Below are 25,833 nucleotides of genomic sequence, written 5' to 3'. Positions count from 1 at the left end.
AGCCTTGCGATGCTGCCCCGCGCCGAACAGAAACAACAGACCCGAATTGCCCTGATGGACGCAGCCCGCCATTTGATGGAGTGCGGCCGGGGGTTCGGCAGCCTGAGCCTGCGGGAAGTCGCCCGGACAGCCGGCATCGTGCCCACCGGGTTCTACCGGCACTTTGACGACATGGACCAACTGGGCCTGGCACTGGTCAGCGAAGTCGGCCAGACCTTTCGCGAAACCATCCGCCTGGTACGCCACAACGAATTCGTCATGGGCGGCATTATCGACGCGTCGGTGCGGATCTTTCTCGATGTGGTGCAAGCCAACCGATCGCAGTTCCTGTTCCTGGCCCGCGAGCAATACGGCGGCTCCCTGCCGGTGCGCCAGGCCATCGCCCAACTGCGCGAAGACATCAGCTCGGACCTGGCAGCCGACCTGGCCTTGATGCCCAAGCTGCAGCACCTGGACCTGGCCGCCCTGGGCGTGATGGCCGACCTCATCGTCAAGAGCGTGTTCGCCACCCTGCCGGACATCATCGACCCACCCGCCCAAGCCCTCCCCGAACACCTCACGCCCCAGGCGAAGATTACCCAGCAACTGCGGTTCATCTTCATTGGCCTCAAGCATTGGCAAGGGTTGGGCAGCACCGAATAACTGTCAGCATGCGCTCTCTGTGGGAGCGAGCTTGCTCGCGATGGCGGCGTCTGAGCTCCTTGATTGCTCACCTGACACACCACCTCCCGAAAAACCACGCGACGGATGCTCTGTGATGTAAGAAAAGGTGCATCTCTCCATCAAACATTCAAATCAAAAAATCGCAGCTTTCGGCAGCCGCTAGGCAATTTCTGTAGGACCTGCCGACGGCTGCGATCTTTTGGTGCTTTTCCCCGCCAAACCCTCGGACATTTCCTTCAACACGCCGGGCTGTTCATGAACTAGGCAGCGCTCTCGAGCGCCGCTAACCTTTGTTCGTCATCGCAAAAAACGGTGATACGGACGTGCAAGTCCGATCTAGGAGCGTATTCGTTATGGCTATTCGCCGAGCATTTTTCTATGCTCGCTGATTATTATGGCGGCTGCGCGTGGGAGATCTTCGGGTCTGCCGGGTTCCTGGACCGGTCTTGCACACCTACGTACAGCTGCCACCCATTTTTCGACGTGCAATCGGAGGGTGCCGGCTCCACTTCCAGGATTTTCATTATGTTCAAAGCAACTCCGAATCCCCCGCCAAACAGCCACAAGTCCCGCGTCCAAGCGCAGGAAGAAAAGAAGCTCGATGACGCCGCCACCCGCGCCCTCGATTACTACCTCAAGCCCAAGCCCGCCTCACCGCCCGAACCTGACAAAAACCAGCTCTTCATCGTGCCCCCCCACATCGACACCGAAACCCTGCTTGCCAACGCCTCCGAAGACCTGCTCTCCATCAGCACCATCGCCGCCGACCTGGCTGACGACGTGGACGACTCACGCCGCTGCGTCGCCCTGGCCATCAGCCGGATGGCCGATGGGGTGCAATTGTTGGTTGAGCGGGCGTTGGATCATCTGGAAACCAAGGAGATGGCGGCGCCTGGTGCCAAGGTGTAGAGCGTTGCATTGATGCAGGCTGAACCGACGCTATCGCGAGCAGGCTCGCTCCCACAGGGTTGTGTGTAGAACCGAATCTCAAGTTCAACGCCAATCCACTGTGGGAGCGAGCTTGCTCGCGATAGCGGTCTGTCAGTGGCATTGATAGTGGCTGATCCACCGCTATCGCGAGCAAGCTCGCTCCCACAGGTTCTTTTTTGTGCCAGCCGCAAAATGGTGCGCAGCATCTCGATACGCACCAACATGGCACGCTATCCGCCCCACCCTGAAACGCCATCCCAGCTATTTCCTACACCTCTTTCGGTTGGCAAGCCCCTTGCTCTAAACACAGCACTGTTCATTGCTGGAAGCACTCCGATGCTGGTGATTCACCGCAGAATCGACACTCAACCGCGCTGGGACGCTGAGCTGCACCTGACCTTTGACGCCCGTAGCAAAAGCCGCCTGCGCTGTTTCAGTGCCGGGGGTGAAGACGTGGGGTTGTTCCTGGAACGAGGCCAACCGCCGCTGTACGACGGCGAATGCCTGCAAGCTGAAGACGGGCGCATCGTGCGCGTTTGCGCCCGCGCCGAACAATTGCTGCATGTCACCTGCGCCAACGCGTTTGAACTGACCCGCGCCGCCTATCACCTGGGCAATCGCCATGTCGCCTTGCAAGTAGGCGATGGCTGGTTGCGCCTGCTGGACGATTACGTGCTCAAGGCGATGCTCGAGCAACTGGGCGCCCGCGCCGAACCCATCGAAGCCCCGTTCCAGCCGGAACACGGCGCCTATGGCGGCGGTCACCATCACTCCCGGCACGGCGACGAAGATTTCAACTACGCGCCGCGCCTGCATCAGTTTGGCGTGCGCACATGAACCCGGCCTGGGCGCTGCTGCGTCTGGCCAGCCCGCAGTTGCCGATTGGCGGCTACAGCTATTCCCAGGGGCTGGAGATGGCAGTGGACAACGGCCTGGTCAAGAATTGCGACGACGCCCGGCGCTGGATCAGCGATCAACTGCTGCTGAACCTGGCGCGTTTCGAAGCGCCTTTGCTGCTGGCGCACTGCAGCGCAGCCGCCGCTGACGATTGGGACGCCCTGCTGCTGCATTGCGAAGAACACCGCGCCAGCCGGGAAACCCGTGAGCTGTATCAGGAAAGCCGGCAGATGGGCTACTCGTTGCAGCAACTGCTCGCCGGCCTGCCGGAACTCGACGGTGCCGCGCGCGGCTTTCTTGAACAGCTCAGTCTCCAACAACGCAGCGAGCCGCACCTGGCCTTGTGCTGGGCCCTGGCGGCGCGCGCCTGGCATATCGCCCCCCAGGACGCCCTCGCCGCCTGGCTGTGGAGCTGGCTGGAAAACCAACTGGCGGTGCTGATGAAAACCCTGCCCCTGGGCCAGCAAGCCGCCCAGTGCCTGACCAGCGAACTGCTGCCGCTGCTGCAACAGGCCCAGCACGACACCTCGAACATCGCCCCCAACCATTACGGCAGCGCCGCCTTTGGCCTGTCCCTGGCGTGCATGGCCCATGAGCGCCAGTACAGCCGTCTGTTCCGTTCCTAGGAGACACTCATGAATACACAACCTCTGCGCGTCGGTATCGGCGGCCCGGTAGGTTCCGGCAAGACCGCCCTGACCCTGGCCCTGTGCCTGGCTCTACGTGAACGCTACAACCTGGCAGTGGTCACCAACGACATCTACACCCGCGAAGACGCCGACTTCCTGGTGCGCAACGAGGCCTTGGCGCCGGAGCGGATCATCGGAGTGGAAACCGGCGGCTGCCCGCACACGGCGATTCGCGAAGACGCGTCGATCAACCTGGAGGCGGTGGACCAGTTGAACCGGCGCTTCCCGGGCCTGGACCTGATCCTGGTGGAATCGGGCGGCGATAACCTGTCGGCGACCTTCAGCCCGGAATTGTCGGACCTGACCATCTATGTGATCGACGTCTCGGCCGGTGACAAGCTGCCGCGCAAGGGCGGGCCGGGCATCTGCAAATCCGACCTGCTGGTGATCAATAAAATCGACCTGGCACCGCTGGTGGGTGCGTCCCTGGAAATGATGGACAGCGACACCCGGCGGATGCGCAACGGCAAGCCCTTCGTGTTCAGCAACCAGAAGACCGGCCAGGGCCTGGACGACATCATCGCCTTCATCGAGCGCCAGGGTCTGCTGACCGCCGCCTGATCTTTCCGACTGACCACAAGGAAGCTTATCCATGACCTTCAAACGCCTCCTCGGCGCCCTCGCCCTGCTGCTGACCCCGGCCCTGGCCTTCGCCCACCCAGGCCATGGCGACAATGGCCTGATCGCCGGCCTCGGCCACCCCATCGGCGGGCTCGACCACTTGCTGGCAATGCTGGCTGTCGGCTTGTGGGCCGCGCAACAACAAGGCGCCGCGCGCTGGGCGCTGCCTTGCACCTTCGTCGGTACGATGCTGCTCGGCGGCCTGCTGGGCTTTGAAGGCCTGGACCTGCCGGCGCTGGAAAGCGGGATCGCCGCCTCGGTGCTCGCCCTCGGCCTGGCGGTGGCATTGGCGGTGCGTCCGCCATTGAGCCTGGCAGTCGGTGCGACGGCACTGTTTGCGCTGTTCCATGGCGTAGCCCATGGCTTGGAACTGCCGGACATGTCGAGCCCATGGGCCTATGCGGCAGGATTCGTCGCAGCGACGGCGGCGTTGCATGGCGCCGGGTTTGCCCTGGTGCGGGTGTTGCCGCGAGCGGCGGCGCCGTTGGTCCGATTGGCCGGGGCGGCTTCGGCGGCGGCTGGGGTTTGGTTGCTGGCGGGTTGACTTTTTAGCGCCTGCCGGGCCGCTATCGCGAGCAAGCTCGCTCCCACAGTTTGATCGGATACACCAGCCCTTGTGGGAGCCAGCCTGCATCCACACTTTGATCGGTGTACACCGGCCCCTGTGGGAGCCAGCCTGCATCCACACTTTGATCGGTGTACACCAGCCCCTGTGGGAGCCAGCCTGCATCCACACTTTGATCGGTGTACACCATCCCCTGTGGGAGCCAGCCTGCATCCACACTTTGATCGGTGTACACCAGCCCCTGTGGGAGCCAGCCTGCATCCACACTTTGATCGGTGCACACCGGCCCCTGTGGGAGCGAGCTTGCTCGCGATGACGGACTTGCAGGTGCCATCTCTCTGGAGTCGGTCACTCTGCTACCATGTCGCGCAATCGCCCCCAGCCGTGACGACGTCCGCCAATGCCTCATGCTTCCCGCCCCGCTCCCCAGCCTGAATTGACCGCCCTGTTCGCAACGGTGCGTCAGCATTTTCACGACGTGATCGTGCCGATGTGGCAAGGCCCGGGCTGGAATGCCGAACTGGCGTTGCCCTATGAATCCCTGGATGCCGAACATGCGCCGCTGCCACCCCAGCGCTACCGCGCCATGGCCTGTGCGCGGCAGTTGTATGTGTTCGCCAGCCTGATCGGCGAAGTGCCCCAGGCCGAGGAACGGGCCAGTGCACTGTTTCGCTCGCTGCAGCGTCATTTCCACGATGCCGAACACGGCGGCTGGTTCTACAGCATCGACCCGCAAGGCGCGCCGCTGGACACCGGCAAAGACCTCTACACCCACGCCTTTATCCTGTTCGCCTGCGCCCATTACTGGGGCAAGGTCCGCGAACCGCTGGTGGAATCGGTGCTCAACGCGAGCCTGGAGGTCATTGCCCGGCGCTTTGCCAACGCAGACGGCCTCTACGAAGCCAGCCTCAAGCGCGACTGGTCAACGACCGGATCCGGCCCGTTGCAAAACCCCTTGATGCACCTGGCCGAAGCGTTCCTCGCCACCCTGTCGGTCCGCGAAGACGCCAACGTCCGCCAGGCGCTGCTGAGCCTTTGCGACGGGATGTCCAAGCAGTTCATCGAGCCGCAGCAACGCGTGATGATGGAGAAGCCGCTCAAGGCTGTGGATAACTGGTTCGAACCGGGGCACCAGTTCGAATGGTATTACTTGCTGGCCTCATCGCCCTTGTTGCGTAACGGCAAGTTGCACACAGCCCTGGCGCACAGCCTCGGCCATACCGAACAACGCGGCGTCGCGCCGGACTCCGGCGCGGTGTGTGCAATGCTGGCCTTGGGATCCCAGGCAGGCCCACGCGATGCCACCCAACGCATCTGGGCCCAGGCGGAATACTTGCGGGCACTCACCTTGCGCCCGGGCAACCAGGGGCTGCTGCTGCGTCAATTGCAGGCGCTGCAGCAACATTTCCTGCATGCCAAGGGCTGGAACGAATGCCTGGACGCCGACGGCATCGTCAGCCGCCGGGACATGCCGTCCACTACGCCGTATCACCTGCTGACCTGCTATCGCGGGCTGGCCGATTATCTGGCGTAACGCACCTTTGTGGCGAGGGAGCTTGCTCCCGCTCGGCCTGTAGGAGCTGTCGAGCGAAGCGAGGCTGCGATCTTTCCAAGATCAAAAGATCGCAGCCTTCGGCAGCTCCTACAGCGCGGCCCAGCGGGAGCAAGCTCCCTCGCCACAAAAGCTCATCCACACACCATTCCCTACGCCTTGTTGCGCTCAATGGCGAAACCGGCCCAGGTCTGGCTCACCGGCATCAGCTCCAGGCTGTTGATGTTGATGTGCGCTGGCGCATTGAGCACCCAGAAAATCGTATCGGCGATGTCCTGTGGCTGGATCGGCTCGGCGCCGGCATAGGTCGCGTTGTAGCGCTCCTGGTCGCCACCGAAGCGCACCAGGGAAAACTCGCTCTCGCACAGGCCCGGCTCAATATTGCTCACCCGCACGCCCGTGCCTTGCAGGTCGCAACGCAGGTTCAGGGAGAACTGTTTGACGAACGCCTTGCTCGCGCCATACACGTGGCTGCCCGGGTACGGGTAGTTGCCGGCGATGGAGCCCAGGTTGACGATCCCGGCCCCACGGCCGTGGGCGATCAGGCGCGGCAACAGCAGGCGAGTGCTGTAGAGCAGCCCTTTCACATTGGTGTCGACCATGGTGTCCCAGTCATCGAGGTCGCACTTGGGTGCCGGGTCGACGCCCAGGGCCAGGCCGGCGTTGTTGATCAGCCCGCGCAACTTGGCGAAGGATGGCGGCAGGTTGGCGATGGCCTCTTCCATGGCCTTGCGATCACGCACATCCAATACCAGGCCATGGACTTCAGTCTGCTTCGACAGCTCGGCACAGAGGGCATTGAGGCGTTCTTCACGACGACCGGTCAGCACCAGTTTCCAACCGGCCTCGGCAAAACGACGGGCACAGGCTTCACCAAAACCGGACGTCGCGCCGGTAATAAACAGGGTGTCAGACATCGTGTTCTCCTTGTTTGAACTTCAACAGCCATTAAATGGAAATCGGCCCACAGCATGCCCGCCCTGGCACGGTAGGGGCAAGGCTTGCACACGGCTTTTGCCCAACGACTGCTCATAAAACAACCAATCAACGCCAGGCCTTGTCAAACAAGGGCCGCAGCCGGTTGCCCGCACCTTATCCACAGGCACGTCCACAGTAATCGGGGGCAAGTGCAAAACCCGCAAGCCGCTGTGCATAAGGCTTTGCGGGGTATTTGGAAAATTTTTTCGCTTGACCCTGCAAGTGAGGTTGTGCAGCGCAAGTTATCTGCTATAAGCCAATGCGAGATGGGCGATGGCTCCAAGCCAGTGACGACGGTGCTCAGCGCAGTCTTTCCAGAGTTTAACCACAGACTTATCCACAGCCTTGTCCATCGACTTTCGAGCCCATTGCAGCGTGCATAAAAGTGTTGACAACAGCCACTCCCGCTTGACTAAAAACGCCTGATCAAAAAACGATCACAGCCCTGCAAGCCACGTATTCAAAGGCTTGCAGCCAGCTACTCCCACGTTACCCACAGCCAGCTCCACAGCAAACGGGGACAAGTCAAAACCGTGACAAAACAACTGTTTGCGGCGACTTTATGTCGCGGTTTCGCAGGGGCTCAGGATTGTTGTCCACAATTGCAAAAACGCATAAAAAACCTGTGGGAGCGAGCTTGCTCGCGAAGGCGGTGTATCAGACACATGGCGTGTCGACTGACCCACCGCTTTCGCGAGCAAGCTCGCTCCCACAGGGTTGGTGGTGTTTTGGAGAGATAAAAAAACCGGCGATCACTCGCCGGTTTTTTTCATTGCAACCGCCGCCTCAATGCCCGCCCAGGTACGCGTTGCGCACCTCCTCGTTGGCAAGCAGCTCCTTGCCCGTGCCGGTCAGGCGGATTTCGCCGTTGACCATCACATAGGCCCGGTCCGAGAGCTTGAGGGCGTGGTTGGCGTTCTGTTCCACCAGGAAGATGGTCATCCCGGTGGACGCCAGCTCACGCAAGGTGGCGAAGATCTGTTTCACCACGATTGGCGCCAGCCCCAGGCTCGGCTCATCAAGCAGCAACAACTTTGGCCGGCTCATCAATGCCCGGGCGATGGCGAGCATTTGCTGCTCGCCCCCGGACATGGTCATGGCCCGCTGGTTGCGGCGCTCCTTGAGCCGTGGAAACAGCTCGAACATGCGCTGCATGTCTTCGCTGGCGTACTTGTCACCGATGGGAATGGTGCCCATCAGCAGGTTCTCCTCGACGGTCATGTCCGGGAATACCCGCCGCCCTTCCGGCGACTGCGCGATGCCGTTGGAGGCAATGTAGTGCGACGACTTGTGGGTGATGTCCACACCCTGGTAGATGATCTGCCCGCCTGCTGCACGCGGCTGGCCGAAGATCGACATCAGCAACGTGGACTTGCCGGCACCGTTGGAGCCGATCAGGCTCACCGTTTCACCTTCGCCAATGTGCATCGAGACTTTTTTCAGGGCCTGGATCGGCCCGTAGAACACGTCCAGCTCCTTGAGCTCGAGGATAGGTCCACTCATACCAGTTCCTCTTCATCGGCACCCAGGTAGGCCGCGATCACCTTCGGATCGTTGCGAATCGCCTCGGGACCGCCCTCGGCGATCACGTTGCCGTGGTCCAGCACCACGATGTGGTCGGAAATGCTCATTACCATGCCCATGTCGTGTTCGATCAGCACCACGGTCAGATCATGCTCGTCGCGCAGCAGCCGGATCATCGCACTCAGCGCTTCGGTTTCCTGAGGGTTGAGGCCGGCGGCCGGTTCGTCGAGGCAGATGATCTGCGGGCGCGTGCACATGGCCCGGGCGATTTCCAGGCGCCGTTGCTGACCATAGGAAAGCTCGCCCGCCAGGCGGTTGGCGCAATCCACCAGGTCCACTACTTCCAGCCAATAGAAGGCATGGTCCAAGGCGTCGCTTTCGGCCTTGCGGTAGCCCTTGGTGTTGAGGATGCCCGCCACCATGCTGCGGTTGACCCACATGTGCTGGGCCACCAGCAGGTTTTCCAGCACCGACATTTCCTTGAACAGGCGAATGTTCTGGAAGGTGCGCGCCAGACCGGCGCGGTTCACCAGGTGAGTGCCGCCGAACATCTTGTAGTACAGCCGGCTGGCGAAGGCTTTCGGCGACACGAAATCAGTCGGGCGAAACGCCTCGCCCAACAGCTTGATGACGTTGGTTTGCTCGCCACGCACGTTGAGCTCGATCTTCCCGCCCGAAGCCTTGTAGAAACCGGTCAGGCAGTTGAACACCGTGGTCTTGCCCGCACCATTGGGGCCGATCAGGGCAAAGATCGAGTTGCGTTTGACTTGCAGGCTGACATCGCTGAGGGCCCTGATGCCACCGAACTGCATCATCAGGTTTTCAACTTTGAGTACGACTTCGCTCATGGCGCTACCCCCTTGCGCGGCGTCACCCCGGTACGGCTGATACGGATCAGGCCGCGTGGACGCCAGATCATCATCAACACCATCAATACGCCGAACAGCAACACCCGGTATTCAGAGAAGCTGCGCAGCAGCTCCGGCGCCACGGTGAGCACGAACGCGGCAATCACCACGCCGACCGTCGAGCCCATGCCGCCCAGCACCACGATGGCCAGGATCAGCGCCGACTCGAAGAAGGTGAACGAAGACGGGTTGACGAAGCCCTGGTAACTGGCAAAGAACACCCCTGCCAGGCCCGCCGTGGAGGCGCCAATGGTGAAGGCCGAGAGCTTGACCAGCACATGGTTCAGGCCCATGGAGCGGCAGGCGATTTCATCCTCGCGCAAGGCTTCCCAGGCACGCCCGACTGGCATGCGGGTCAGGCGATGCTTGATATAGAGCACCAGCAGTACAACGATGAACAGCACGATGTAGATGAACAGGAATTTCAGGTTCGGGTTGTAATCGATACCGAAGAACTCATGGAAGGGCACCCCGCCATCTTTCGCTCTTCGACCAAACTCCAGGCCGAAAAAGGTAGGCGACGGCACGGGCATGCCATTCGGCCCGCCGGTGAACGACAGCCAGTTGTTGAGTATCAAGCGAATGATCTCGCCAAAACCCAGAGTCACGATGGCCAGGTAGTCACCGTGCATTCGCAACACCGGGAAACCCAATATGCACCCCGCCATCGCCGCCGCGATGGCCGCCAGTGGCAGTACCGTCCAGAACCCCAGCCCCAGGTATTGATAGCCCAGCGCCAGGCCATAGGCACCGATGGCGTAGAACGCCACGTAACCCAGGTCGAGCAACCCCGCCAGGCCGACCACGATGTTCAGGCCCAGGCCCAACAGCACATAGATCAGCCCGAGGATGACCACCGTGAGTACGTATTTGTTGGCGAAGAACGGAAACACGATGGCAATCACGATCAACGCCGGGATGATCCAGCGCAGGCGCGACTTGTAGTCGGGCGGCAGCACATGCACACCGGAGCCGGTGCTCTCGAACCCCTGGAGAATCTTCAGCCCCTTGGGGGTTTGCAGGAACAGGCTCAAGGCAAAGCGCCCGATCATCACGATCGCCACCAGCCAGCCGACGCGGGCCGGTTGCAGGTTGAAGCTGTAGCCGTCGAGCACCACGCCGACGATCGGCCCGAACACGATCAGCGAGATCAGGCCGGCCAGGATCGCGTCGATGACGCTCTTTTTGATATCAAGCGGTTTATTGGCAGCAGACATACTTATACCTTCGCCACGAGTGGGCGACCCAGCAGGCCTTGGGGACGGAAAATCAGAATCAGCACCAGCAGCGAGAAACTGAACACGTCTTTGTAGTCAGAGTTGATCAGACCGGAGAACAGCGACTCGGAAATGCCGAGGATGATCCCGCCGAGCATCGCCCCAGGCAGGGAGCCAATGCCGCCGAGTACCGCCGCGGTGAACGCCTTGATGCCGATGATGAAGCCGGCATAGAAGTCGAACGTGCCGTAGTTCATGGTGATCAGCACGCCGGCCAGGGCCGCCATGGCCGCACCGATGATGAACACGTAGGAAATCACCCGGTCGGTGTTGATCCCCAGGATCGACGCCATCTTGCGGTCTTGCTGGGTGGCGCGGCACATGCGTCCGAGCTTGGTGTACTTGATGATGTAGGTCAGCAAGGCCATCCCGGCGAACGCGGCAATCAGAATGAAAATCTTGGTGTAGGTGAGCTGGACGAAACCGCTGCCGATGTCGACGCGCATGGCGCCTTCGAGCAGTGTCGGGACACCCTGTTGGCGGGCGCCCTGGCTGATCTGTGCGTAGTTCTGCAGGATCAGCGAGATGCCGATGGCACTGATCAGCGGTGCCAGGCGGGTCGAGTTGCGCAGGGGTTTGTAGGCGACGCGTTCGATGACCCAGCCATATACCCCGGTGACCACGACCGTGAACACGAGGGTGCCGAGAATCATAAGCGGAAAGGATTCAATACCGAAGTAAGCCAGCAGAGCCAGACTGATTGCCGCGAGGTAAGCGGAAATCATGTAAACCTCGCCGTGGGCGAAGTTGATCATGCCGATGATGCCGTAGACCATTGTGTAGCCGATGGCGATCAGACCATAGACCGACCCGAGGGTCAGGCCATTGATCAGTTGCTGCAGGAAAATACCATCCATAACGCAATCTCACGCAGTGAGAACCTGCACACCCAGGGGTGTGCGGTTCTTCTAAGGAAAATACAGATTTACGTCGGAGCAGTGTCAGGCAGGACCGTCGACGTGGCCTTGGAAACCAGGGCTTGCCCGGCTCTCAAGGAGACGTAAACGGTCGCTTCAGCCCTTACTTCTGTTTTTCCAACTGGTGGTATTTGCCGTCCTTGTCCCACTGGTAAACCACGTAGTCGGAGACTTTCAAGTCACCCTTGGTGTCCCATTCCTTCTTGCCCATTACGGTCTGGACCGAGTTGGCCTTGAGCCACTTGGCCGCGTCTTCGCCCTTATTGGACTTGGCGCCATTGAAACCGGCGGCCAGGGCCTGGACCGAAGCGTAGGCGTACAGGGTGTAGCCTTCAGGCTCGGTGCCGTTCTTGCGGAACTCTTCAACCACGGCCTTGCTGTCTGGCAGCAGGCGCGGGTCGGCGCCGAAGGTCATGTACACACCATCGACGTATTGCGCGCCGCCAGCGGTGGTGACCAGTTCGTCGGTGACGATGCCATCGTCGGACATGAACTTCACGTCCTTGAGCCCTTGCTCACGCAACTGGCGAACCAGCGGACCGGCTTCCGGGTGCAGGCCACCGAAATAAACCACGTCGGCACCGGCCGAACGGATCTTGGTCACCACGGCACTGAAGTCTTTCTCGCCGCGGGTCAGGCCTTCGTACAGCACCGCGTTCACGCCACGCTTGGCCAGTTGTGCCTTGGTGGCATCCGCCAGGCCTTGGCCGTAGGTGTCCTTGTCGTGCAGCACAGCCACTTTCTTGCCCTTGAGCACGTCGACGATGTAGTCGCCCGCCACGATGCCTTGTTGGTCGTCACGACCGCACATGCGGAACATCGCGCCCAAGCCGCGCTCGGTGACTGCCGGGTTGGTGGAGCCCGGGGTAATGGCGATGATGCCGGCTTCGTCGTAGACCTCCGAGGCTGGGATGGTGTTGGACGAGCAGAAGTGCCCGACCACGCCGATCACCTTGTCCTGGTCAACCAGGCGGTTGGCCACGGCCACGGCCTGTTTGGGTTCGCAGGCGTCGTCGCCAGCGACCAGTACGATCTTCTCACCGTTGACGCCACCTGCCTTGTTGATGGCATCGGCTGCCGCCTGGGCACCCTTCATGTACTGCTCGCCAAATGCAGCGTTGGCGCCGGTCATCGGCCCCGCCACACCAAATTTCACATCAGCTTGAGCAAACGCAGAAACACCCAGCGCAGTTGCCACTGCGAGGGCCAGGAAACCTTTCTTGTAAAACGTCTGGGACATGAGGTGGTGCTCCAAGGTTTTTTTTAGTTGGCACTGCGACTTCATTTCACTGAGAAGCTCAGAGCAAGTGCCGTGCCATCGGTTTTTTATTCTGAAAAAAGTCGCTGTTTTATTGTTATTTCGACTGTTTCGGGCCCTTTTTCATGGGGCGTGCAACCGTCTAAACCGCGCAAGGTGCAACCTTTTATTTAAATGGGTGAAACCCTCCATGAGCCATCATTGCAACCATCGCGCGAAACGGCGTGCAACCACTGTGTAACAACCCACGTCACCGAACTGCACACTGTCGGTGCGCGATTGCTACAACCCGCACCATAACAGGCTAGACGCTACGCCGGAAAACGCGGGTTCCAGCAACAATTTTCAACACTCAAATGACGATCCGCAGGCACTGGCCCGCGTGATACAGCGAGAAACCCGCCTCATACAGGCAACTGCGTAACCCCACCCCAGCCAGTGGCTGCATGGGTGCGAACGGGATCGGCAGGGCCTGGGCATTACCGTGACACAGGTAATCGGCGAACGCCTTGCCGACCACCGTGCCGGTGGTCACGCCCCGGCCGTTGTAGCCGGTAACGGCCACCAACCCGGGAGCCGGTTCGAACAGGCGCATCAAGTGATCGGGGGTAAAGGCAATACAACCGGTCCAGGTGCACTCCCATTCCACCGACTTGAGGTAAGGAAAATAGTGCTGCTGCACCCGGTCGGCCCAAGCCTTGAGGAACCAGGTCGGCTTGCGGTTGCCGTTGCCCAGGCTGCCCAGCAGCAAACGGCCGTCCTTGTCCCGGCGGATGCTGCTCAACACCTGGCGGGTATCCCATGAGCCCTGCCCGCCCGGCAGAATGCGTCGGGCGGCCTCGTCGGTCAGCGGGACCGAGGCGACCTGATAGTAATAACCGGGGAAGAAATTGCGCCGCAGTTCGGTCCAGTCGCCCTCGGTGTAGGCGTTGGAGGCGATCACCACCTGCTCGGCCAGCACCGAACCCTGGGCAGTCTGCACCGACCAGCGCTGGCCTTGGCGTTCCAGGCGCGTCACCGGCGAGTGGTCGAATAACTGGCCGCCAAGGTCGATGGCCGCCTTGGCCAACCCGCTGGTATAGGCCATCGGATTGAGCGTGCCGGCGCGACGGTCGAGCAGCGCCGCGGCGATTTTCGACGTGCCGGTGGCATCGACACAGGCCTGGCCGGTGAGTAATTCCACCGGGGCACCGCGGCGCTTCCATTGCGCTTCGCGACTGCGCAGGTCGGCCTCGCCCCGGGCGTTATGGGCCATGTGCAGGGTGCCTTCGCGGCGCAGTTGGCAATCGATGTTGTATTTATCGATGAGGCTGAACACCAGGGCCGGCGCAGCCCCCAGCATGCGGTTGAGCTGGCTGCCCACCGCCTCGCCGAATCCGGCCTCGATGTCATCCGGAGGGATCCACAGGCCGGCATTGACCAACCCGACGTTACGCCCCGATCCACCATGCCCGGCCCGATGAGCTTCCAGCACAACCACGCGCTTGCCTTGTTCGAGCAAATGCACCGCCGCCGACAGCCCGGTAAAGCCCGCGCCGATCACGCAGACGTCGGCCGTGACTTCGCCGGTGAGCGCGCTGTTTTCAGGCCTTTGCGGCGTCAGTTTTTCCCACAGACACTCTTCGCGTAACGGCATTGCCAGACTCCGAAAAAGAAACCCAACCACCACACCATTTCATTTGTGGGAGCGAGCTTGCTCGCGATGGCGGTTTATCTACCGATATTGATGTCGGCTGATTCGACGCTATCGCGAGCAAGCTCGCTCCCACAGGGGATTTCCGTTGACTCGACCTCAGTCGAAGGTAATCCCCTGCGCCAACGGCAACTCCAGCGAGTAGTTCACGGTGTTGGTCTGGCGGCGCATGTAGCCGCGCCAGGCGTCGGAGCCGGATTCGCGACCGCCGCCGGTTTCTTTTTCGCCACCGAATGCGCCGCCGATCTCGGCACCGCTCGGGCCAATGTTGACGTTGGCGATGCCGCAGTCGCTGCCCACGGCCGACATGAATTGCTCGGCTTCACGCACGTCGGTGGTGAAGATGCAGGACGACAGGCCCTGGGGCACGGAATTGTTCAGCTGCAAGGCCTCGGCAAAGTCCTTGTAGCCGACCACGTACAGAATCGGCGCGAAGGTTTCGTGGCGCACCACATCGCTCTGCTCGGGCATCTCGACGATGGCCGGCGAGACGTAATAGGCATTCGGGAACTGGTCTTCAAGCTGGCGCTTGCCCCCAAACACGCGCCCGCCTTCGCTCAAGGCCTGCTCCAGCGCATCCTGCATGTTGTCGAAGCTGTGCTTGTCGATCAGCGGCCCGACCAGGTTGCCTTCCAGCGGATGGCCGATCCGCACTTTCGAATAGGCGGCCTTGAGGCGGGTGACGATTTCTTCCTTCACCGATTCATGGGCAATCAGCCGGCGCAGGGTGGTGCAACGCTGGCCGGCGGTGCCGACGGCGCTGAACAGGATGGCGCGTACGGCCATGTCCAGGTCGGCGCTCGGTGCCAGGATCATGGCGTTGTTGCCGCCCAGTTCCAGAATGCTGCGGGCGAAACGCGCGGCGACTTTCGGTGCCACTTCACGGCCCATGCGGGTGCTGCCCGTGGCGCTGATCAACGCCACACGCGGGTCATCCACCAGCGCTTCACCGGCATCGCGACCGCCGATGATCACCTGGCTGAGGTATGGGGGAGCGTCGCTGAAATTCTTCAGCACGCGCTCGAACAACGCCTGGCACGCCAGGGCGGTGAGCGGGGTCTTTTCCGACGGTTTCCAGATCACCGCGTTGCCGCACACCAGGGCCAGCGTGGTGTTCCAGGCCCAGACCGCCACCGGGAAATTGAAGGCACTGATCACTCCGACCACGCCCAGCGGATGCCAGGACTCACGCATGTGGTGGCCCGGACGCTCGGAGGCGATGGTCAGGCCGTACAGCTGGCGGGACAGGCCGACGGCGAAGTCGCAGATGTCGATCATCTCTTGCACTTCACCCAGGCCTTCCTGGGTGATCTTGCCGGCTTCCCACGACACCAGTTCGCCAAGGTCGGCCTTGTATTCACGCAACAGGTCGCCAAATTGACGCACCAGCTCGCCGCGACGCGGCGCCGGCACCTGGCGCCACAGGTCGAAGGCGTGTTCGGCACGGCTGACCTGCTGCTCGACTTCAGCCGCGCCTTCCCAGTTCACAGCGCCGATCCGGCTGCCATCAATGGGCGAATGCACCGGTTGTGTGCCGTTCTGGTACAGGGCCGAGTCGACGCCCAAGCGATCAAGCAATGCAGCAACCATGGAAATTTCCTCACACGAAAGACAAATGAGTGGCAGCCGGACGAATGCGACTGATCAGACCTGTAGTTGTAGCTGGCTCGAGACTTGCCAACAAACGACCTTTAAGCGAGATATCATTCCGTTTATTCATGCTGGCCATGACCGGATAAGCAGAGCCACAAGAAATAAGGCCTCATATGCTCAATAAACGCTATTTGCCGTCGATCACGGCGCTGCAATGCTTCGAAGCGGTGACCCGCCACCTGAGCTTCACCCGTGCCGCCGAAGAGCTGAACCTGACCCAGAGCGCCGTCAGCAAACAAGTCGCGCAACTGGAGGAGTTGCTGCAGCACTTGCTGTTCCGGCGCGTGCGCCGACGCTTGCAGCTGACGCCTGCCGGTGATTTGTACCTGGGGGAAGTGCGAAAAATCCTCACGCAGGTGGAAATGTCTACCCATTACCTGCGCTCCTACGGCGGCGACACCGAAGTCCTGCGCGTTTCCACGCCTCCGACCTTCGGCGCTCGCTGGTTGGTCCCACGCTTGAAGGGTTGGCGATTGCGGCATCCGAAGATTCACCTGGACCTGTGCAGCGAGCAGGAGGCCGACGACTTGCTGCAAGGGCGCAGCGACCTGGCGTTCTATTTCGGCCAAGGCTCGCGACCTGGCACCGAATCCCTGAAGCTGTTTGGCGAAGAACTGGTACCGGTCTGCGCGCCCGGCAGCCTGCCTGACCAGCCCTTCACCGACCCGACCCAACTGGCCGAGCTGGTGCTGCTGCAAAACGCCTCGCGGCCCCAGGCCTGGCACGACTGGTTCGACCACCAGGGCTACCACACCGAACATAGCTACCACGGGCCGCGTTTCGAAACGTTCTACATGTGCATCCGCGCAGCCCAGGTCGGCTGCGGCGTCGCCCTGCTGCCGCGGTTTCTGGTGGAAGAAGAACTGGCCGACGGCAAACTGGTCATCCCCTGGCAACACGCGATGCCCAGCACCAACGCCTATTACCTGGCCTATCCGGAACATTCGGCGGAAGTGCCCAAGGTGCGGCTTTTCGTGGAGTGGATGCTGGAGCAGATCGACAACCCGGATGCACCGCAATAGCGGCAGCCAACACAAAACACTGGCAATACCCACCACGGTTATGCGCCACTAGCCCTTTCACTACAAACCGCCGAACCTCGCTGCCCACGGCTGCGGCCTGTCTGGAGAACCCTATGAGCGAGAGCGTATTTGCCGATCGTATCGTGCAGAACCTGCTCGACACCGACTTCTACAAACTGACGATGATGCAGGCGGTGTTGCACAACTACCCCAACGTCGAAGTCGAATGGGAATTTCGCTGCCGCAATAGCGAAGACCTGCGCCCGTACCTGGCGGAGATCCGCTTTCAGATCGAGCGCCTGGCCGAGTTGAGCCTGAGCGCCGACCAGTTGGGTTTCCTGGAGCGCATCAGCTTTCTGAAGCCGGACTTCCTGCGCTTCCTGGGCCTGTTTCGCTTCAACCTGCGCTACGTGCACACCGGTATCGAAAACGGCGAGCTGTTCATCCGCCTGCGCGGGCCGTGGCTGCACGTCATTCTGTTCGAAGTGCCGCTGCTGGCCATCGTCAGCGAGGTGCGCAATCGTTATCGCTATCGTGAAATCGTGCTGGAACAGACGCGGGAACAGCTTTATCGCAAGTTCGACTGGCTGAGCGCCAACGCCAGCTCCGAAGAACTGTCCGAACTGCAAGTCGCGGACTTCGGCACCCGTCGTCGGTTTTCCTTCCGTGTCCAGGAAGAAGTGGTCAACGTGCTCAAGCATGATTTTCCGGGGCGTTTCGTCGGCACCAGTAACGTGCACCTGTCCCGGGAACTGGACATGAAGCCCCTGGGCACCATGGCCCACGAGTGGATCATGGCCCACCAGCAACTGGGCCCGCGGCTGATCGACAGCCAGATCGCTGCCCTCGATTGCTGGGTGCGCGAGTACCGAGGCCTGCTGGGGATCGCCCTGACCGATTGCATCACCATGGACGCCTTCCTCAAGGATTTCGATCTGTTCTTCGCCAAGCTGTTCGACGGTTTGCGCCATGACTCGGGCGACCCGGTGATCTGGGCCGAAAAAGCCATTGCCCACTACCACAAGCTCGGCATCGACCCGATGAGCAAGACCCTGGTGTTCTCCGATAGCCTGACATTGCCCAAATGCCTGGAGATTTTTCGGGCATTGCGTGGTCGCATTAATGTCAGCTTCGGTATTGGCACCAACCTGACGTGTGACATTCCAGGTGTAGAGCCGATGAGCATCGTGCTTAAAATGATCAGCTGTGACGGGCAACCCGTGGCCAAGATTTCAGACGAGCCCGGCAAGACCCACTGCAAAGACCCGAATTTCGTCGCCTACATGCGACATGTTTTCCAAGTACCTGCCGCCCTTTCTGACACATCAAGCAAGGAGTGAATTCATGCAAGCCGTACAGCGTGAGATTGCTGAACAGCTCAAGGTCCAGCCGCCGTTCGCCGATGACGCCGCCCTCAAGGCCGAAATCGCCCGACGGGTGGGCTTTATCCAGGATTGCCTGGTCAACTCCGGCCTCAAGTCCCTCGTGCTGGGCATCAGCGGTGGCGTCGATTCGTTGACCGCCGGGCTGCTGGCCCAACGTGCCATGCGCGAACTGCGGGAGAAAACCGGTAACGCCGCCTACAAGTTCATCGCCGTGCGCCTGCCGTACGAAACCCAGTTCGACGAACATGAAGCGCAAGCCTGCGTGGACTTCATCGACCCGGACGAGCGCCATACCGTCAACATCGGTCCTGCGGTCAAGGCCTTGGCCGATCAAGTCGCGGCGTTCGAAGGCAAGGCAGCGGTATCCCGGGATTTCGTGCTGGGCAATACCAAGGCGCGGATGCGCATGGTGGCGCAATACACCATCGCGGGCACCGAGCACGGCCTGGTGATCGGTACCGACCATGCCGCCGAAGCGGTGATGGGTTTCTTCACCAAGTTCGGTGATGGCGCCTGCGACCTGGCGCCGTTGAGTGGCTTGGTGAAAAACCAGGTCCGGGCCATCGCCCGTGACTTTGGCGCGCCGGAGTCGCTGGTGGAAAAAATCCCCACCGCCGACCTTGAGGACCTGTCCCCAGGCAAGCCGGACGAAGCCTCCCACGGTGTGACCTATGCCGAGATCGATGCGTTCCTGCACGGCGAGCCTGTGCGGGACGAGGCGTTCAGGATCATTTGCGAGACCTATCGCAAGACTGAGCACAAGCGGGTGATGCCTTATGCCCCGTAACGGGTAATTCCTGTGGGAGCGGGCTTGCTCGCGATAGCGGTGTGTCAGCTTGCATTGATGTTGAGGTTTGGTGTGTATATCCGTTGTTGCGGTAACGGCTGCTGGCGGTTCCGCTCTTACAGCGGGTCACTTTTGGAAGAGCGCCAAAAGTAACCAAAAACGCTTTGCCCCACCACTCGGCACCTCGCTTAGGCTCGGTGTGCCCGAACGAAGGCATTGCTCCGTGGGCCCGCCGCGAAGGGCCATCCATGGCCCAGCGCGGCTATCCCGGCATCCATGCCGGGATGCCCACTGCGCAATGCCTGCGTTCGGCCAGCGTGGTTTAACGGGGCGTCCAGATCAAGATCCAAAACAAGAGCAAGAGCAAGAGCAAGAGCGGGGCTCATGCCGGCATCTGTGTGGCTGAGCCACCGCTATCGCGAGCAAGCTCGCTCCCACACTGGATCTTCCGTAGACACAATATTTATGTGCATCCAGAGCCCCCTGTGGGAGCGAGCCTGCTCGCGAAGAGGCCGGCACATCCAACATCTTCATTGACTGGGACACCGTCATCGCGAGCAAGCTTTGCTCCCACAGATCTAATGGGTGTACGACCGCAAGAGCCAGGTCGGCTACTAGGCCGCCTCGTGGAGGACGTTGATCTCGGGCGCCCCGTTAACCACGATGGCTGAACGAAGGTATTGCGCAGTGGGCAACCCGGCATGGATGCCGGGTTAGCCGCGCTGGGCCATGGATGGCCCTTCGCGGCGGCCCACGGAGCAATGCCTTCGTTCAGGCATGCCGAGCCTAGGCGAGGCACCGAGTGGTGGGGCAAAAGCGCTTTGGTTACTTTCGCGCTTTCGAAAGTGACCCGCTGTAAGAGCGGAACCATAAGTAGCCGTTACCTAAATAACGGATATACACACCAAAACAACCAGACACCGAAAAAAACCCAAAAAAAACGGCACTTCCCATTTCTGAAAGAAGTGCCGCTTTTTTGTGCCTGAAGCTGATTACTTCAGGGTAACGGTGCCTTTCATCATCGAGATGTGGCCCGGGAACGAGCAGAAGAAACCGTATGCCTCACCGGCAGCCAGTTTAGACACGTCGAAGGTCACCGAGTCTTTTTCCCCGGCGCCAATGACCTTGGTGTGGGCGATGATGCGAGTATCACCTTCTTTCAGGTAGTTCTTGTCGATGCCAGCGCCCACGCCATCGGTGGCGATCGACTGCATGTCAGCCTCTTTGCTCAGCACCCAGTTATGGCCCATGACGTTTTTCGGCAAGCTGCCCGAATGCGTCAGCTCAACGGTGAACGTCTTGCAGCTCTTGTCGATCTCGATGGCCTTGGTGTTGAAGGACATCTGGTCGGTCGAGTCGATGGTGGTCTTGCACTCCGCTGCCATCAGTTGGCTGCTGGCCAGCGTCAACAGGGATACTGCAACAAGTTTGGCAAACATCGTGAATCTCCAAGGCATGGTTAACAAAAATCCGTCAAAGGGGAAGACTGCCTGAATTTCAGACAAGTTCCTATGACCTGAATCAAAGATTGTATACAACTTAAGGCTATCAGCCTGATGGACACAATCAACCAGCCAGAGGGAGGACACCGCTCTATGATCAGCCTCACCACCTCTCGGGAGCGCCCATCATGAACGTCAACAGCCTGTTATGCAGCTTGCTCGCCGCCTACGCCTGCGGCGCCAGTGGCACCTACGAAAAACCCCAACGCGAGGTTTAATCGCTTTGCGCTACCAAGGCCAGGCTTTACTCTGGGTCGGTTACTGATCATGGAGTAAAGCATGTCCATCGCGTCTGTTTGTGTATTTTGCGGCGCCAGCACCGGCACCGATCCAGCGTATCGTGAAGCCGCGCAGGCCCTGGGCCGGGCATTGGCGGAACGAAAATTGACCCTGGTCTACGGCGGCGGTGCCGTCGGCCTGATGGGGATCGTTGCTGACGCGGCCCTGGCGGCCGGCGGCGAGGTCATCGGCATCATCCCGCAAAGCCTCAAGGACAAGGAAATCGGCCACAGCGGCCTGACCCGCCTGGAAGTGGTGGACGGCATGCACGCCCGCAAGGCACGCATGGCCGAACTCAGCGATGCCTTCATCGCCCTGCCCGGCGGCCTCGGCACGCTGGAGGAGTTGTTCGAGGTCTGGACCTGGGGCCAGCTCGGCTACCACGGCAAACCGCTGGGGCTGCTGGAAGTGAACGGCTTCTACAGCAAGCTCACCGCTTTTCTCGATCATATCGTCGGCGAAGGCTTCGTCCGCGCGCCCCATCGTGACATGCTGCAAGTGAGCGAATCAGCGCAGAACCTGCTCGATGCGCTGGACGAATGGCAACCGTCAGTGCAGCCAAAGTGGGCCGAGCAAAAACCCAGCTAACGGCTCGGCCCCGATACAGGGCAGAATATGCGCCGCTCAACCTCACCTTCGACCCCAGAGGATCGCCCATGGCCAAACCCAATTATTCCTTCGCCAAACGTCAAAGAGACTTGGCCAAGGAGCAGAAGAAAGAGGAAAAGCTGCAGCGCAAGAAAGCCACAGCTGAAGAAGAAACCGCACTGAGCCCGGATACCGAAGGCGAAGTGGCGGCAGAAGATGATGTTGATGCACCGAAAGATCAGGCGCCCGACGCCTGATACCCCCAGGGCCCGATGATCCGATCCGGCCCCCCGGTTCTGTGTCCAGGGCCGGCAGCCTCGCTGCCGGCCCTCACAATCCCAGCGCCTTGATAATCGACTGGCGATAACCCGCGGGCAGGTTCACCGGCAATTGGTCCGGCTCGAACAACCCGATCTGCTTGTGCTCATGGCTGATCATCGGCACGAAACCGCCCAGCAACTCATCCATATGACACACAACCTGTGGGAGCCGTACCCTGTGGGAGCCGAGCTTGCTCGCGATGAGGGCGACACGGTTCAACTGCAAAACCGCGTCATCGTTCATCGCGAGCAAGCTCGGCTCCCACAGGCTCGCTCCCACATTTTCCACACAGCGCTCATGACTCCAGCGGCATCACCGTCACCCGCACCTCGGGATCATGATTGCCGCCCCCCAGGATCACCCCCCGCAACGGCGACACATCGGAAAAATCCCGGCCCCAGGCCAGGGTGATGTGTTCCAGGGCCGGCTGGACGTTGTTGGTCGGGTCGAAGTCCACCCAACCCACCACCGGGCAATACACCGAGACCCAGGCATGGGACGCATCGGCGCCAATCAGCCGGGGTTGGCCGGGTGGCGGCTGGGTCAGCAGGTAGCCGCTGACGTAACGCGCCGCCAGCCCGCGCGAGCGCACGCAGGCCAGCATCAAGTGGGCGAAGTCCTGGCACACGCCCCGCCGCCGCTCCAGCACCTCCACCAGCGGCGTGGCCACCTGGGTCGCCTCGGCATCGAAGGTGAACTCCTCGAAAATCTTTTCCATCAGCGCCCGCACGCCCACCATCAAGGGTCGCCCCGGCGGGAAGCAGCTTTCGGAAAACTCGACGAAGCTGCGCTTGAGGTGCACATACGGTGACTCGAAACGAAAACGGCACGCTTCCAGCAATGGCGCCGCCAGGGGCCGGCCGCTGTAGGTCAGCGCGTTGCGGGTCGACTCCCAGGCCGGGGACAGGTTGAAGTCCAGCGCGGGGCGAGACAGCACCTCGACGCTCAGGCGAGCATTGACCAGCAGCTCGTCGTGGGGGCGTTCGAAGGCCAGGCGGGTCAGCGGGTTGCCGAACACGTCCAGCTCATCGCGACGAGTCGTCGGCTCCGGACTGATCAGCAACTGCTGTTCGGTGCAACGCTGCCAGTCACAGGCGCGCGGCCACAGATGGGCAAGCTGCTGGGCCAGGGACACCGGGCTGTCGTAGTGGTAATGGGTGTCGTGGAGGATCTGGTAACGAGCGCTCATCAGACGGACACCGTGCGTTGGCTGACGTCATCGACGTGGGCGAAATGACGCAAGGCCAGGCGATCGGACACCTGGCCACCGACATCGGCCACTTCCTGCAACAGTTCGGCCAGCCCATCAAGTGCTGCGCGCAGGCTGGCCTCACCAAACAGGGGATTTTCCAGGCAACGCAAGTCAAAGCGAGAAAGACGCGTCACCAATTCTGGCAAGGCCGTTTCCTTCGGTGCGCCAAAATCGTCGTTCAGGCGTTTGAGCGTGCGGGCCACCAGCTTTAACTGGAAAAGCACCGCGTGGGGGTTCTGTTCGTCCAGCACCAACAGGTCCAGCACCGGGATCAGTTGCGCCACCGCCAGGTAGCGCGAACGGTAGGTGATGCTGCTGTTGCCCAGTTCCAGCAACCACTCAAGCCCAGCCTGGTCGAACACCGCATCGCTACGCAAAAACGCCGCCAGGCTGCTGCTGAGGAACTGCAAGCGTTCCAGGCGCCGGCCAATCATCAAGAAGCGCCAGCCCTCGTCGCGGGTCATGTCGTCCAAGGCAAATCCGGACAACGCCGCCAGGGACATCACTAGCCGATTGAGGAAATCCAGCAACTCACCGAAATCCGGCTCCTCGGTTTCCAGCTCCATCGCTTCGCGTTGCAACTCCACCAGCGCCTGCCAGTTCTCCCGGGACAGCTTGCCGCGAACCTGCGACGCCGCCCACTGCAAGCGCTGCAGGTTGGAGCGCAGGCTGAACGACCAGTCGTCCCCCAACAGCGCCGCCAGCAAACGCTCGTGCAGCTCGCCCTCCTCAGGCAGCAGCATCAGGCTTTCGCCCAGGGACACCGCCGACTGCAGGGCCTGCGGGTCATCGCCATCGACATAACGCCCCAGCATGATCCGCAGCAACCGCGCGCTGTCGTCGCAGCGTTCGCAGTAACGGCCGAACCAGAACAGGTTTTCCACCACCCGCGAAGGCAGGTACGGATCGCGTCGAACCAGGTCGTGGACGCCTACGGTTCGCTGGGCCGTCCATTGTTCTCCACCGGGCGCCTGCTCGCCCAACACCCAAGTGTCCTTGCTGGCGCCGCCGCGCTGCATCGACACCACCTCGGCGTCGGCCTCGGCGGCCACGCGGGTCAGGCCACCCGACAGCACCCGATAATCATCCTTCCCGGACACGGCATACACACGCATGCCGATGGCCCGAGGCTGGATGTGCCCGCCTTCGGCCTGCCAGACCGGGGCCTGGGACAGTTGCGCCAACTCCTGGGCGACATAGGCATAGGGCCGAGCCTGCATGCGCGCCGCCAGTTGGCCGCGCTGCGCCTCGTTCAGGTCCCGGCCGAACACCGGGGTGAAGCTTTGGGAAGGAAACGCCGGCTTGATCAACAGCTGCGGCAGCTTTTCCAGGGCCTGGGCCAGCACCGGCGGCTCACCGCACCACCAGGTGGCGATGGACGGCAGTATCAATTCCTCGCCGAACAGATACTGGTTGATCTTCGGTAGGAACCCCAACAGGCCCGGTGACTCCAGCACGCCGCTGCCCAGGGCATTGGCCACCAGCACCCGGCCCTGCCGCACCGCTTCCAGCAGTCCCGGCACGCCGAGGGCTGAATCGGTGCGCAGCTCCAGGGGGTCGCAGAAATCGTCGTCGAGCCGGCGCATGATGGCGTGGACCCGGCGCAGGCCGCTGAGGGTCTTGAGGTAGACCGTGGCGTCGCGCACGGTCAGGTCGCCCCCCTCCACCAGCGGATAGCCAAGCTGGCGCGCCAGATAAAGATGCTCGAAATAACTTTCGTTGAACCGCCCCGGCGTCAACAGCACCACCAGTGGCGACTCACCGTCACTGGGTGCCTGGCGTGCCAGGGTTTCCTGCAAGGTGCGGAAGAACCCGGACAGGTGTCGCACCCTCAAGTCGCGATACAGCTCGGGGAACGCGCGGGAAACGATCATGCGATTTTCCAGCGCATAACCGGCCCCCGAAGGCGCCTGGGTCCGATCCGCCGTGACCCACCAACGGCCATCGGGGGTGCGCGCCAGATCCACCGCATACAAGTGCAGGAAGCTGCCGTCCGGCGGCGCGATGCCCTGGCAGGGCCAAAGGAAATTGTTGTGCCCGAACACCAACTCTGCCGGCAACAGCCCTTCGCTGATCAGCCGCTGTGGCCCATACAGGTCGGCCAGAACCGCATTGAGCAGCCGCGCACGCTGGGCGATCCCGGCCGACAGATGTTTCCATTCCTGCGGGTCGATCACGTGGGGCAGCAGGTCCAGCTCCCACGGCCGGTCGGCGCCCTTCGGATCGGCGTAGACGTTATAGGTGACACCGTTTTCCTGGATCTGCCGAGCCAGCAGCGCCTGACGCTGGATCAGGTGAGCCGGCGTGCTGCGCTGCAACTGATCGAACAACCGCCGCCAGTGCGGACGCACCGCACCGTTGTCGTCCAACAGTTCGTGATAGGTGCCCGTCGTCAGCGGGTAACGGTCAAGCAGGTCAGGCATGGAAAGCTCGGCAGACGGCAATAAAAGGTGAGACTAGCGCAAGCGCATGACGCCCGGATAGGTGGAAGAGTGTGACCAGACGCTGGGTCGTGCCCTGTGGGAGCTGCCGGAGGCTGCGATCTTTTGATCTTGATCTTGATCTTGATCTT

25 protein-coding genes are annotated in these 25,833 nt (G+C 61.4%); 13 read left to right on the top strand and 12 right to left on the bottom strand.

What is annotated here, in order from left to right; all coding sequences use genetic code 11:
- Window positions 1-9: 9 nt before the first annotated feature.
- From QMK47_RS04090 to QMK47_RS04060, 7 genes are all read left to right on the top strand, one after another.
- Entirely contained in the window at window positions 10-642 is a 633-nt protein-coding gene (locus QMK47_RS04090; protein WP_014336338.1) for a TetR family transcriptional regulator, read from the top strand.
- Between the two features lie 546 nt (window positions 643-1,188).
- The gene (locus tag QMK47_RS04085) at window positions 1,189-1,572 is read left to right on the top strand and encodes a DUF6124 family protein (protein WP_320389828.1); all 384 of its coding nucleotides are present in this window, start codon (window positions 1,189-1,191) and stop codon (window positions 1,570-1,572) included.
- Between the two features lie 357 nt (window positions 1,573-1,929).
- A complete protein-coding gene (gene ureE, locus QMK47_RS04080) occupies window positions 1,930-2,430 on the top strand; it encodes an urease accessory protein UreE (protein ID WP_320389827.1) in 501 nt (166 codons plus the stop codon).
- Entirely contained in the window at window positions 2,427-3,116 is a 690-nt protein-coding gene (locus tag QMK47_RS04075) for an urease accessory protein UreF (protein WP_258690271.1), read from the top strand. The genes ureE and QMK47_RS04075 overlap by 4 nt, the downstream gene beginning before the upstream one ends.
- 9 nt (window positions 3,117-3,125) lie before the next feature.
- Window positions 3,126-3,740: an urease accessory protein UreG gene (gene ureG, locus QMK47_RS04070; RefSeq protein WP_003197309.1), complete on the top strand. Its 615-nt coding sequence runs from the start codon at window positions 3,126-3,128 to the stop codon at window positions 3,738-3,740.
- A gap of 31 nt (window positions 3,741-3,771) precedes the next feature.
- The gene (locus QMK47_RS04065; protein WP_253471282.1) at window positions 3,772-4,344 is read left to right on the top strand and encodes a HupE/UreJ family protein; all 573 of its coding nucleotides are present in this window, start codon (window positions 3,772-3,774) and stop codon (window positions 4,342-4,344) included.
- 421 nt (window positions 4,345-4,765) lie between these two features.
- A complete protein-coding gene (locus QMK47_RS04060; protein ID WP_258690270.1) occupies window positions 4,766-5,899 on the top strand; it encodes an AGE family epimerase/isomerase in 1,134 nt (377 codons plus the stop codon).
- A gap of 170 nt (window positions 5,900-6,069) precedes the next feature.
- Here QMK47_RS04060 and QMK47_RS04055 read toward each other — a convergent pair whose 3' ends face one another.
- The 8 genes from QMK47_RS04055 to QMK47_RS04015 form a co-directional block, all read right to left on the bottom strand.
- On the bottom strand, window positions 6,070-6,834 hold the full coding sequence (locus QMK47_RS04055) for an SDR family oxidoreductase (protein ID WP_014336332.1): 765 nt from the start codon (window positions 6,832-6,834) through the stop codon (window positions 6,070-6,072).
- 847 nt (window positions 6,835-7,681) lie between these two features.
- Entirely contained in the window at window positions 7,682-8,398 is a 717-nt protein-coding gene (locus QMK47_RS04045; RefSeq protein WP_053117959.1) for an ABC transporter ATP-binding protein, read from the bottom strand.
- Entirely contained in the window at window positions 8,395-9,267 is an 873-nt protein-coding gene (locus tag QMK47_RS04040; RefSeq protein ID WP_214511432.1) for an ABC transporter ATP-binding protein, read from the bottom strand. Before QMK47_RS04040 ends, QMK47_RS04045 begins: the two co-directional genes overlap by 4 nt.
- Window positions 9,264-10,544, bottom strand: a complete 1,281-nt coding sequence (gene livM / locus QMK47_RS04035; protein WP_253471276.1) for a high-affinity branched-chain amino acid ABC transporter permease LivM — start codon at window positions 10,542-10,544, stop codon at window positions 9,264-9,266. The genes QMK47_RS04040 and livM overlap by 4 nt, the downstream gene beginning before the upstream one ends.
- Before the next feature lie 2 nt (window positions 10,545-10,546).
- Window positions 10,547-11,461, bottom strand: coding sequence for an ABC transporter permease subunit (locus tag QMK47_RS04030; RefSeq protein WP_053181516.1), 915 nt, complete (start codon window positions 11,459-11,461; stop codon window positions 10,547-10,549).
- Window positions 11,462-11,624: 163 nt separating this feature from the next.
- On the bottom strand, window positions 11,625-12,761 hold the full coding sequence (locus QMK47_RS04025) for an ABC transporter substrate-binding protein (RefSeq protein WP_214511434.1): 1,137 nt from the start codon (window positions 12,759-12,761) through the stop codon (window positions 11,625-11,627).
- 370 nt (window positions 12,762-13,131) lie between these two features.
- A complete protein-coding gene (locus QMK47_RS04020) occupies window positions 13,132-14,415 on the bottom strand; it encodes an NAD(P)/FAD-dependent oxidoreductase (RefSeq protein WP_253471274.1) in 1,284 nt (427 codons plus the stop codon).
- Window positions 14,416-14,571: 156 nt separating this feature from the next.
- Complete coding sequence (locus tag QMK47_RS04015; RefSeq protein WP_253471272.1) at window positions 14,572-16,062, bottom strand: aldehyde dehydrogenase family protein; 1,491 nt, start codon at window positions 16,060-16,062, stop codon at window positions 14,572-14,574.
- A gap of 176 nt (window positions 16,063-16,238) precedes the next feature.
- Here QMK47_RS04015 and QMK47_RS04010 point away from each other — a divergent pair, with 176 nt between their 5' ends.
- The 4 genes from QMK47_RS04010 (at window position 16,239) to QMK47_RS03995 (ending at window position 19,645) form a co-directional block, all read left to right on the top strand.
- The gene (locus tag QMK47_RS04010; RefSeq protein ID WP_253471270.1) at window positions 16,239-17,147 is read left to right on the top strand and encodes a LysR family transcriptional regulator; all 909 of its coding nucleotides are present in this window, start codon (window positions 16,239-16,241) and stop codon (window positions 17,145-17,147) included.
- Window positions 17,148-17,260: 113 nt separating this feature from the next.
- Window positions 17,261-18,487: a nicotinate phosphoribosyltransferase gene (gene pncB, locus QMK47_RS04005; RefSeq protein ID WP_320389826.1), complete on the top strand. Its 1,227-nt coding sequence runs from the start codon at window positions 17,261-17,263 to the stop codon at window positions 18,485-18,487.
- A gap of 4 nt (window positions 18,488-18,491) precedes the next feature.
- Window positions 18,492-19,319, top strand: coding sequence for an ammonia-dependent NAD(+) synthetase (gene nadE, locus QMK47_RS04000; RefSeq protein WP_046064346.1), 828 nt, complete (start codon window positions 18,492-18,494; stop codon window positions 19,317-19,319).
- Between the two features lie 197 nt (window positions 19,320-19,516).
- Window positions 19,517-19,645 (top strand): hypothetical protein, encoded by a 129-nt coding sequence (locus QMK47_RS03995; protein ID WP_320389825.1) that lies wholly within the window; start codon window positions 19,517-19,519, stop codon window positions 19,643-19,645.
- 666 nt (window positions 19,646-20,311) lie between these two features.
- Here the strand turns inward: QMK47_RS03995 and azu are convergent.
- Window positions 20,312-20,758 (bottom strand): azurin, encoded by a 447-nt coding sequence (gene azu, locus QMK47_RS03990; protein WP_320389824.1) that lies wholly within the window; start codon window positions 20,756-20,758, stop codon window positions 20,312-20,314.
- 342 nt (window positions 20,759-21,100) lie between these two features.
- Between azu and QMK47_RS03985 the strand changes: the two genes are divergently transcribed.
- Complete coding sequence (locus QMK47_RS03985; protein ID WP_018604315.1) at window positions 21,101-21,688, top strand: TIGR00730 family Rossman fold protein; 588 nt, start codon at window positions 21,101-21,103, stop codon at window positions 21,686-21,688.
- A gap of 68 nt (window positions 21,689-21,756) precedes the next feature.
- Complete coding sequence (locus tag QMK47_RS03980) at window positions 21,757-21,945, top strand: hypothetical protein (RefSeq protein WP_253471264.1); 189 nt, start codon at window positions 21,757-21,759, stop codon at window positions 21,943-21,945.
- A 73-nt stretch (window positions 21,946-22,018) separates the two neighbouring features.
- On the opposite strand, the gene QMK47_RS03975 is transcribed toward QMK47_RS03980, so the two are convergent.
- The 3 genes from QMK47_RS03975 to QMK47_RS03965 all read right to left on the bottom strand — a co-directional run bounded on the left by QMK47_RS03975 (window position 22,019) and on the right by QMK47_RS03965 (window position 25,684).
- The gene (locus QMK47_RS03975) at window positions 22,019-22,156 is read right to left on the bottom strand and encodes a hypothetical protein (RefSeq protein WP_250886245.1); all 138 of its coding nucleotides are present in this window, start codon (window positions 22,154-22,156) and stop codon (window positions 22,019-22,021) included.
- Window positions 22,157-22,304: 148 nt separating this feature from the next.
- The gene (locus tag QMK47_RS03970; protein ID WP_253471262.1) at window positions 22,305-23,198 is read right to left on the bottom strand and encodes a transglutaminase family protein; all 894 of its coding nucleotides are present in this window, start codon (window positions 23,196-23,198) and stop codon (window positions 22,305-22,307) included.
- Complete coding sequence (locus QMK47_RS03965; protein WP_320389823.1) at window positions 23,198-25,684, bottom strand: circularly permuted type 2 ATP-grasp protein; 2,487 nt, start codon at window positions 25,682-25,684, stop codon at window positions 23,198-23,200. Before QMK47_RS03965 ends, QMK47_RS03970 begins: the two co-directional genes overlap by 1 nt.
- Window positions 25,685-25,833: the final 149 nt, after the last annotated feature.

Origin of the sequence: Pseudomonas sp. P9_35, assembly GCF_034008205.1 — a bacterium.
Taxonomy (GTDB): Bacteria; Pseudomonadota; Gammaproteobacteria; order Pseudomonadales; family Pseudomonadaceae; genus Aquipseudomonas; species Aquipseudomonas kilonensis.
This window is presented reverse-complemented; position numbering and strand designations above follow the sequence as displayed.

Coding starts and splice junctions, on each gene's coding strand:
- QMK47_RS04090 (WP_014336338.1), top strand. CDS start 10: ATGCTGCCCCGCGCCGAACAGAAACAACAGACCCGAATTGCCCTGATG.
- QMK47_RS04085 (WP_320389828.1), top strand. CDS start 1,189: ATGTTCAAAGCAACTCCGAATCCCCCGCCAAACAGCCACAAGTCCCGC.
- ureE (WP_320389827.1), top strand. CDS start 1,930: ATGCTGGTGATTCACCGCAGAATCGACACTCAACCGCGCTGGGACGCT.
- QMK47_RS04075 (WP_258690271.1), top strand. CDS start 2,427: ATGAACCCGGCCTGGGCGCTGCTGCGTCTGGCCAGCCCGCAGTTGCCG.
- ureG (WP_003197309.1), top strand. CDS start 3,126: ATGAATACACAACCTCTGCGCGTCGGTATCGGCGGCCCGGTAGGTTCC.
- QMK47_RS04065 (WP_253471282.1), top strand. CDS start 3,772: ATGACCTTCAAACGCCTCCTCGGCGCCCTCGCCCTGCTGCTGACCCCG.
- QMK47_RS04060 (WP_258690270.1), top strand. CDS start 4,766: ATGCCTCATGCTTCCCGCCCCGCTCCCCAGCCTGAATTGACCGCCCTG.
- QMK47_RS04055 (WP_014336332.1), bottom strand. CDS start 6,834: ATGTCTGACACCCTGTTTATTACCGGCGCGACGTCCGGTTTTGGTGAA.
- QMK47_RS04045 (WP_053117959.1), bottom strand. CDS start 8,398: ATGAGTGGACCTATCCTCGAGCTCAAGGAGCTGGACGTGTTCTACGGG.
- QMK47_RS04040 (WP_214511432.1), bottom strand. CDS start 9,267: ATGAGCGAAGTCGTACTCAAAGTTGAAAACCTGATGATGCAGTTCGGT.
- livM (WP_253471276.1), bottom strand. CDS start 10,544: ATGTCTGCTGCCAATAAACCGCTTGATATCAAAAAGAGCGTCATCGAC.
- QMK47_RS04030 (WP_053181516.1), bottom strand. CDS start 11,461: ATGGATGGTATTTTCCTGCAGCAACTGATCAATGGCCTGACCCTCGGG.
- QMK47_RS04025 (WP_214511434.1), bottom strand. CDS start 12,761: ATGTCCCAGACGTTTTACAAGAAAGGTTTCCTGGCCCTCGCAGTGGCA.
- QMK47_RS04020 (WP_253471274.1), bottom strand. CDS start 14,415: ATGCCGTTACGCGAAGAGTGTCTGTGGGAAAAACTGACGCCGCAAAGG.
- QMK47_RS04015 (WP_253471272.1), bottom strand. CDS start 16,062: ATGGTTGCTGCATTGCTTGATCGCTTGGGCGTCGACTCGGCCCTGTAC.
- QMK47_RS04010 (WP_253471270.1), top strand. CDS start 16,239: ATGCTCAATAAACGCTATTTGCCGTCGATCACGGCGCTGCAATGCTTC.
- pncB (WP_320389826.1), top strand. CDS start 17,261: ATGAGCGAGAGCGTATTTGCCGATCGTATCGTGCAGAACCTGCTCGAC.
- nadE (WP_046064346.1), top strand. CDS start 18,492: ATGCAAGCCGTACAGCGTGAGATTGCTGAACAGCTCAAGGTCCAGCCG.
- azu (WP_320389824.1), bottom strand. CDS start 20,758: ATGTTTGCCAAACTTGTTGCAGTATCCCTGTTGACGCTGGCCAGCAGC.
- QMK47_RS03985 (WP_018604315.1), top strand. CDS start 21,101: ATGTCCATCGCGTCTGTTTGTGTATTTTGCGGCGCCAGCACCGGCACC.
- QMK47_RS03980 (WP_253471264.1), top strand. CDS start 21,757: ATGGCCAAACCCAATTATTCCTTCGCCAAACGTCAAAGAGACTTGGCC.
- QMK47_RS03975 (WP_250886245.1), bottom strand. CDS start 22,156: ATGGATGAGTTGCTGGGCGGTTTCGTGCCGATGATCAGCCATGAGCAC.
- QMK47_RS03970 (WP_253471262.1), bottom strand. CDS start 23,198: ATGAGCGCTCGTTACCAGATCCTCCACGACACCCATTACCACTACGAC.
- QMK47_RS03965 (WP_320389823.1), bottom strand. CDS start 25,684: ATGCCTGACCTGCTTGACCGTTACCCGCTGACGACGGGCACCTATCAC.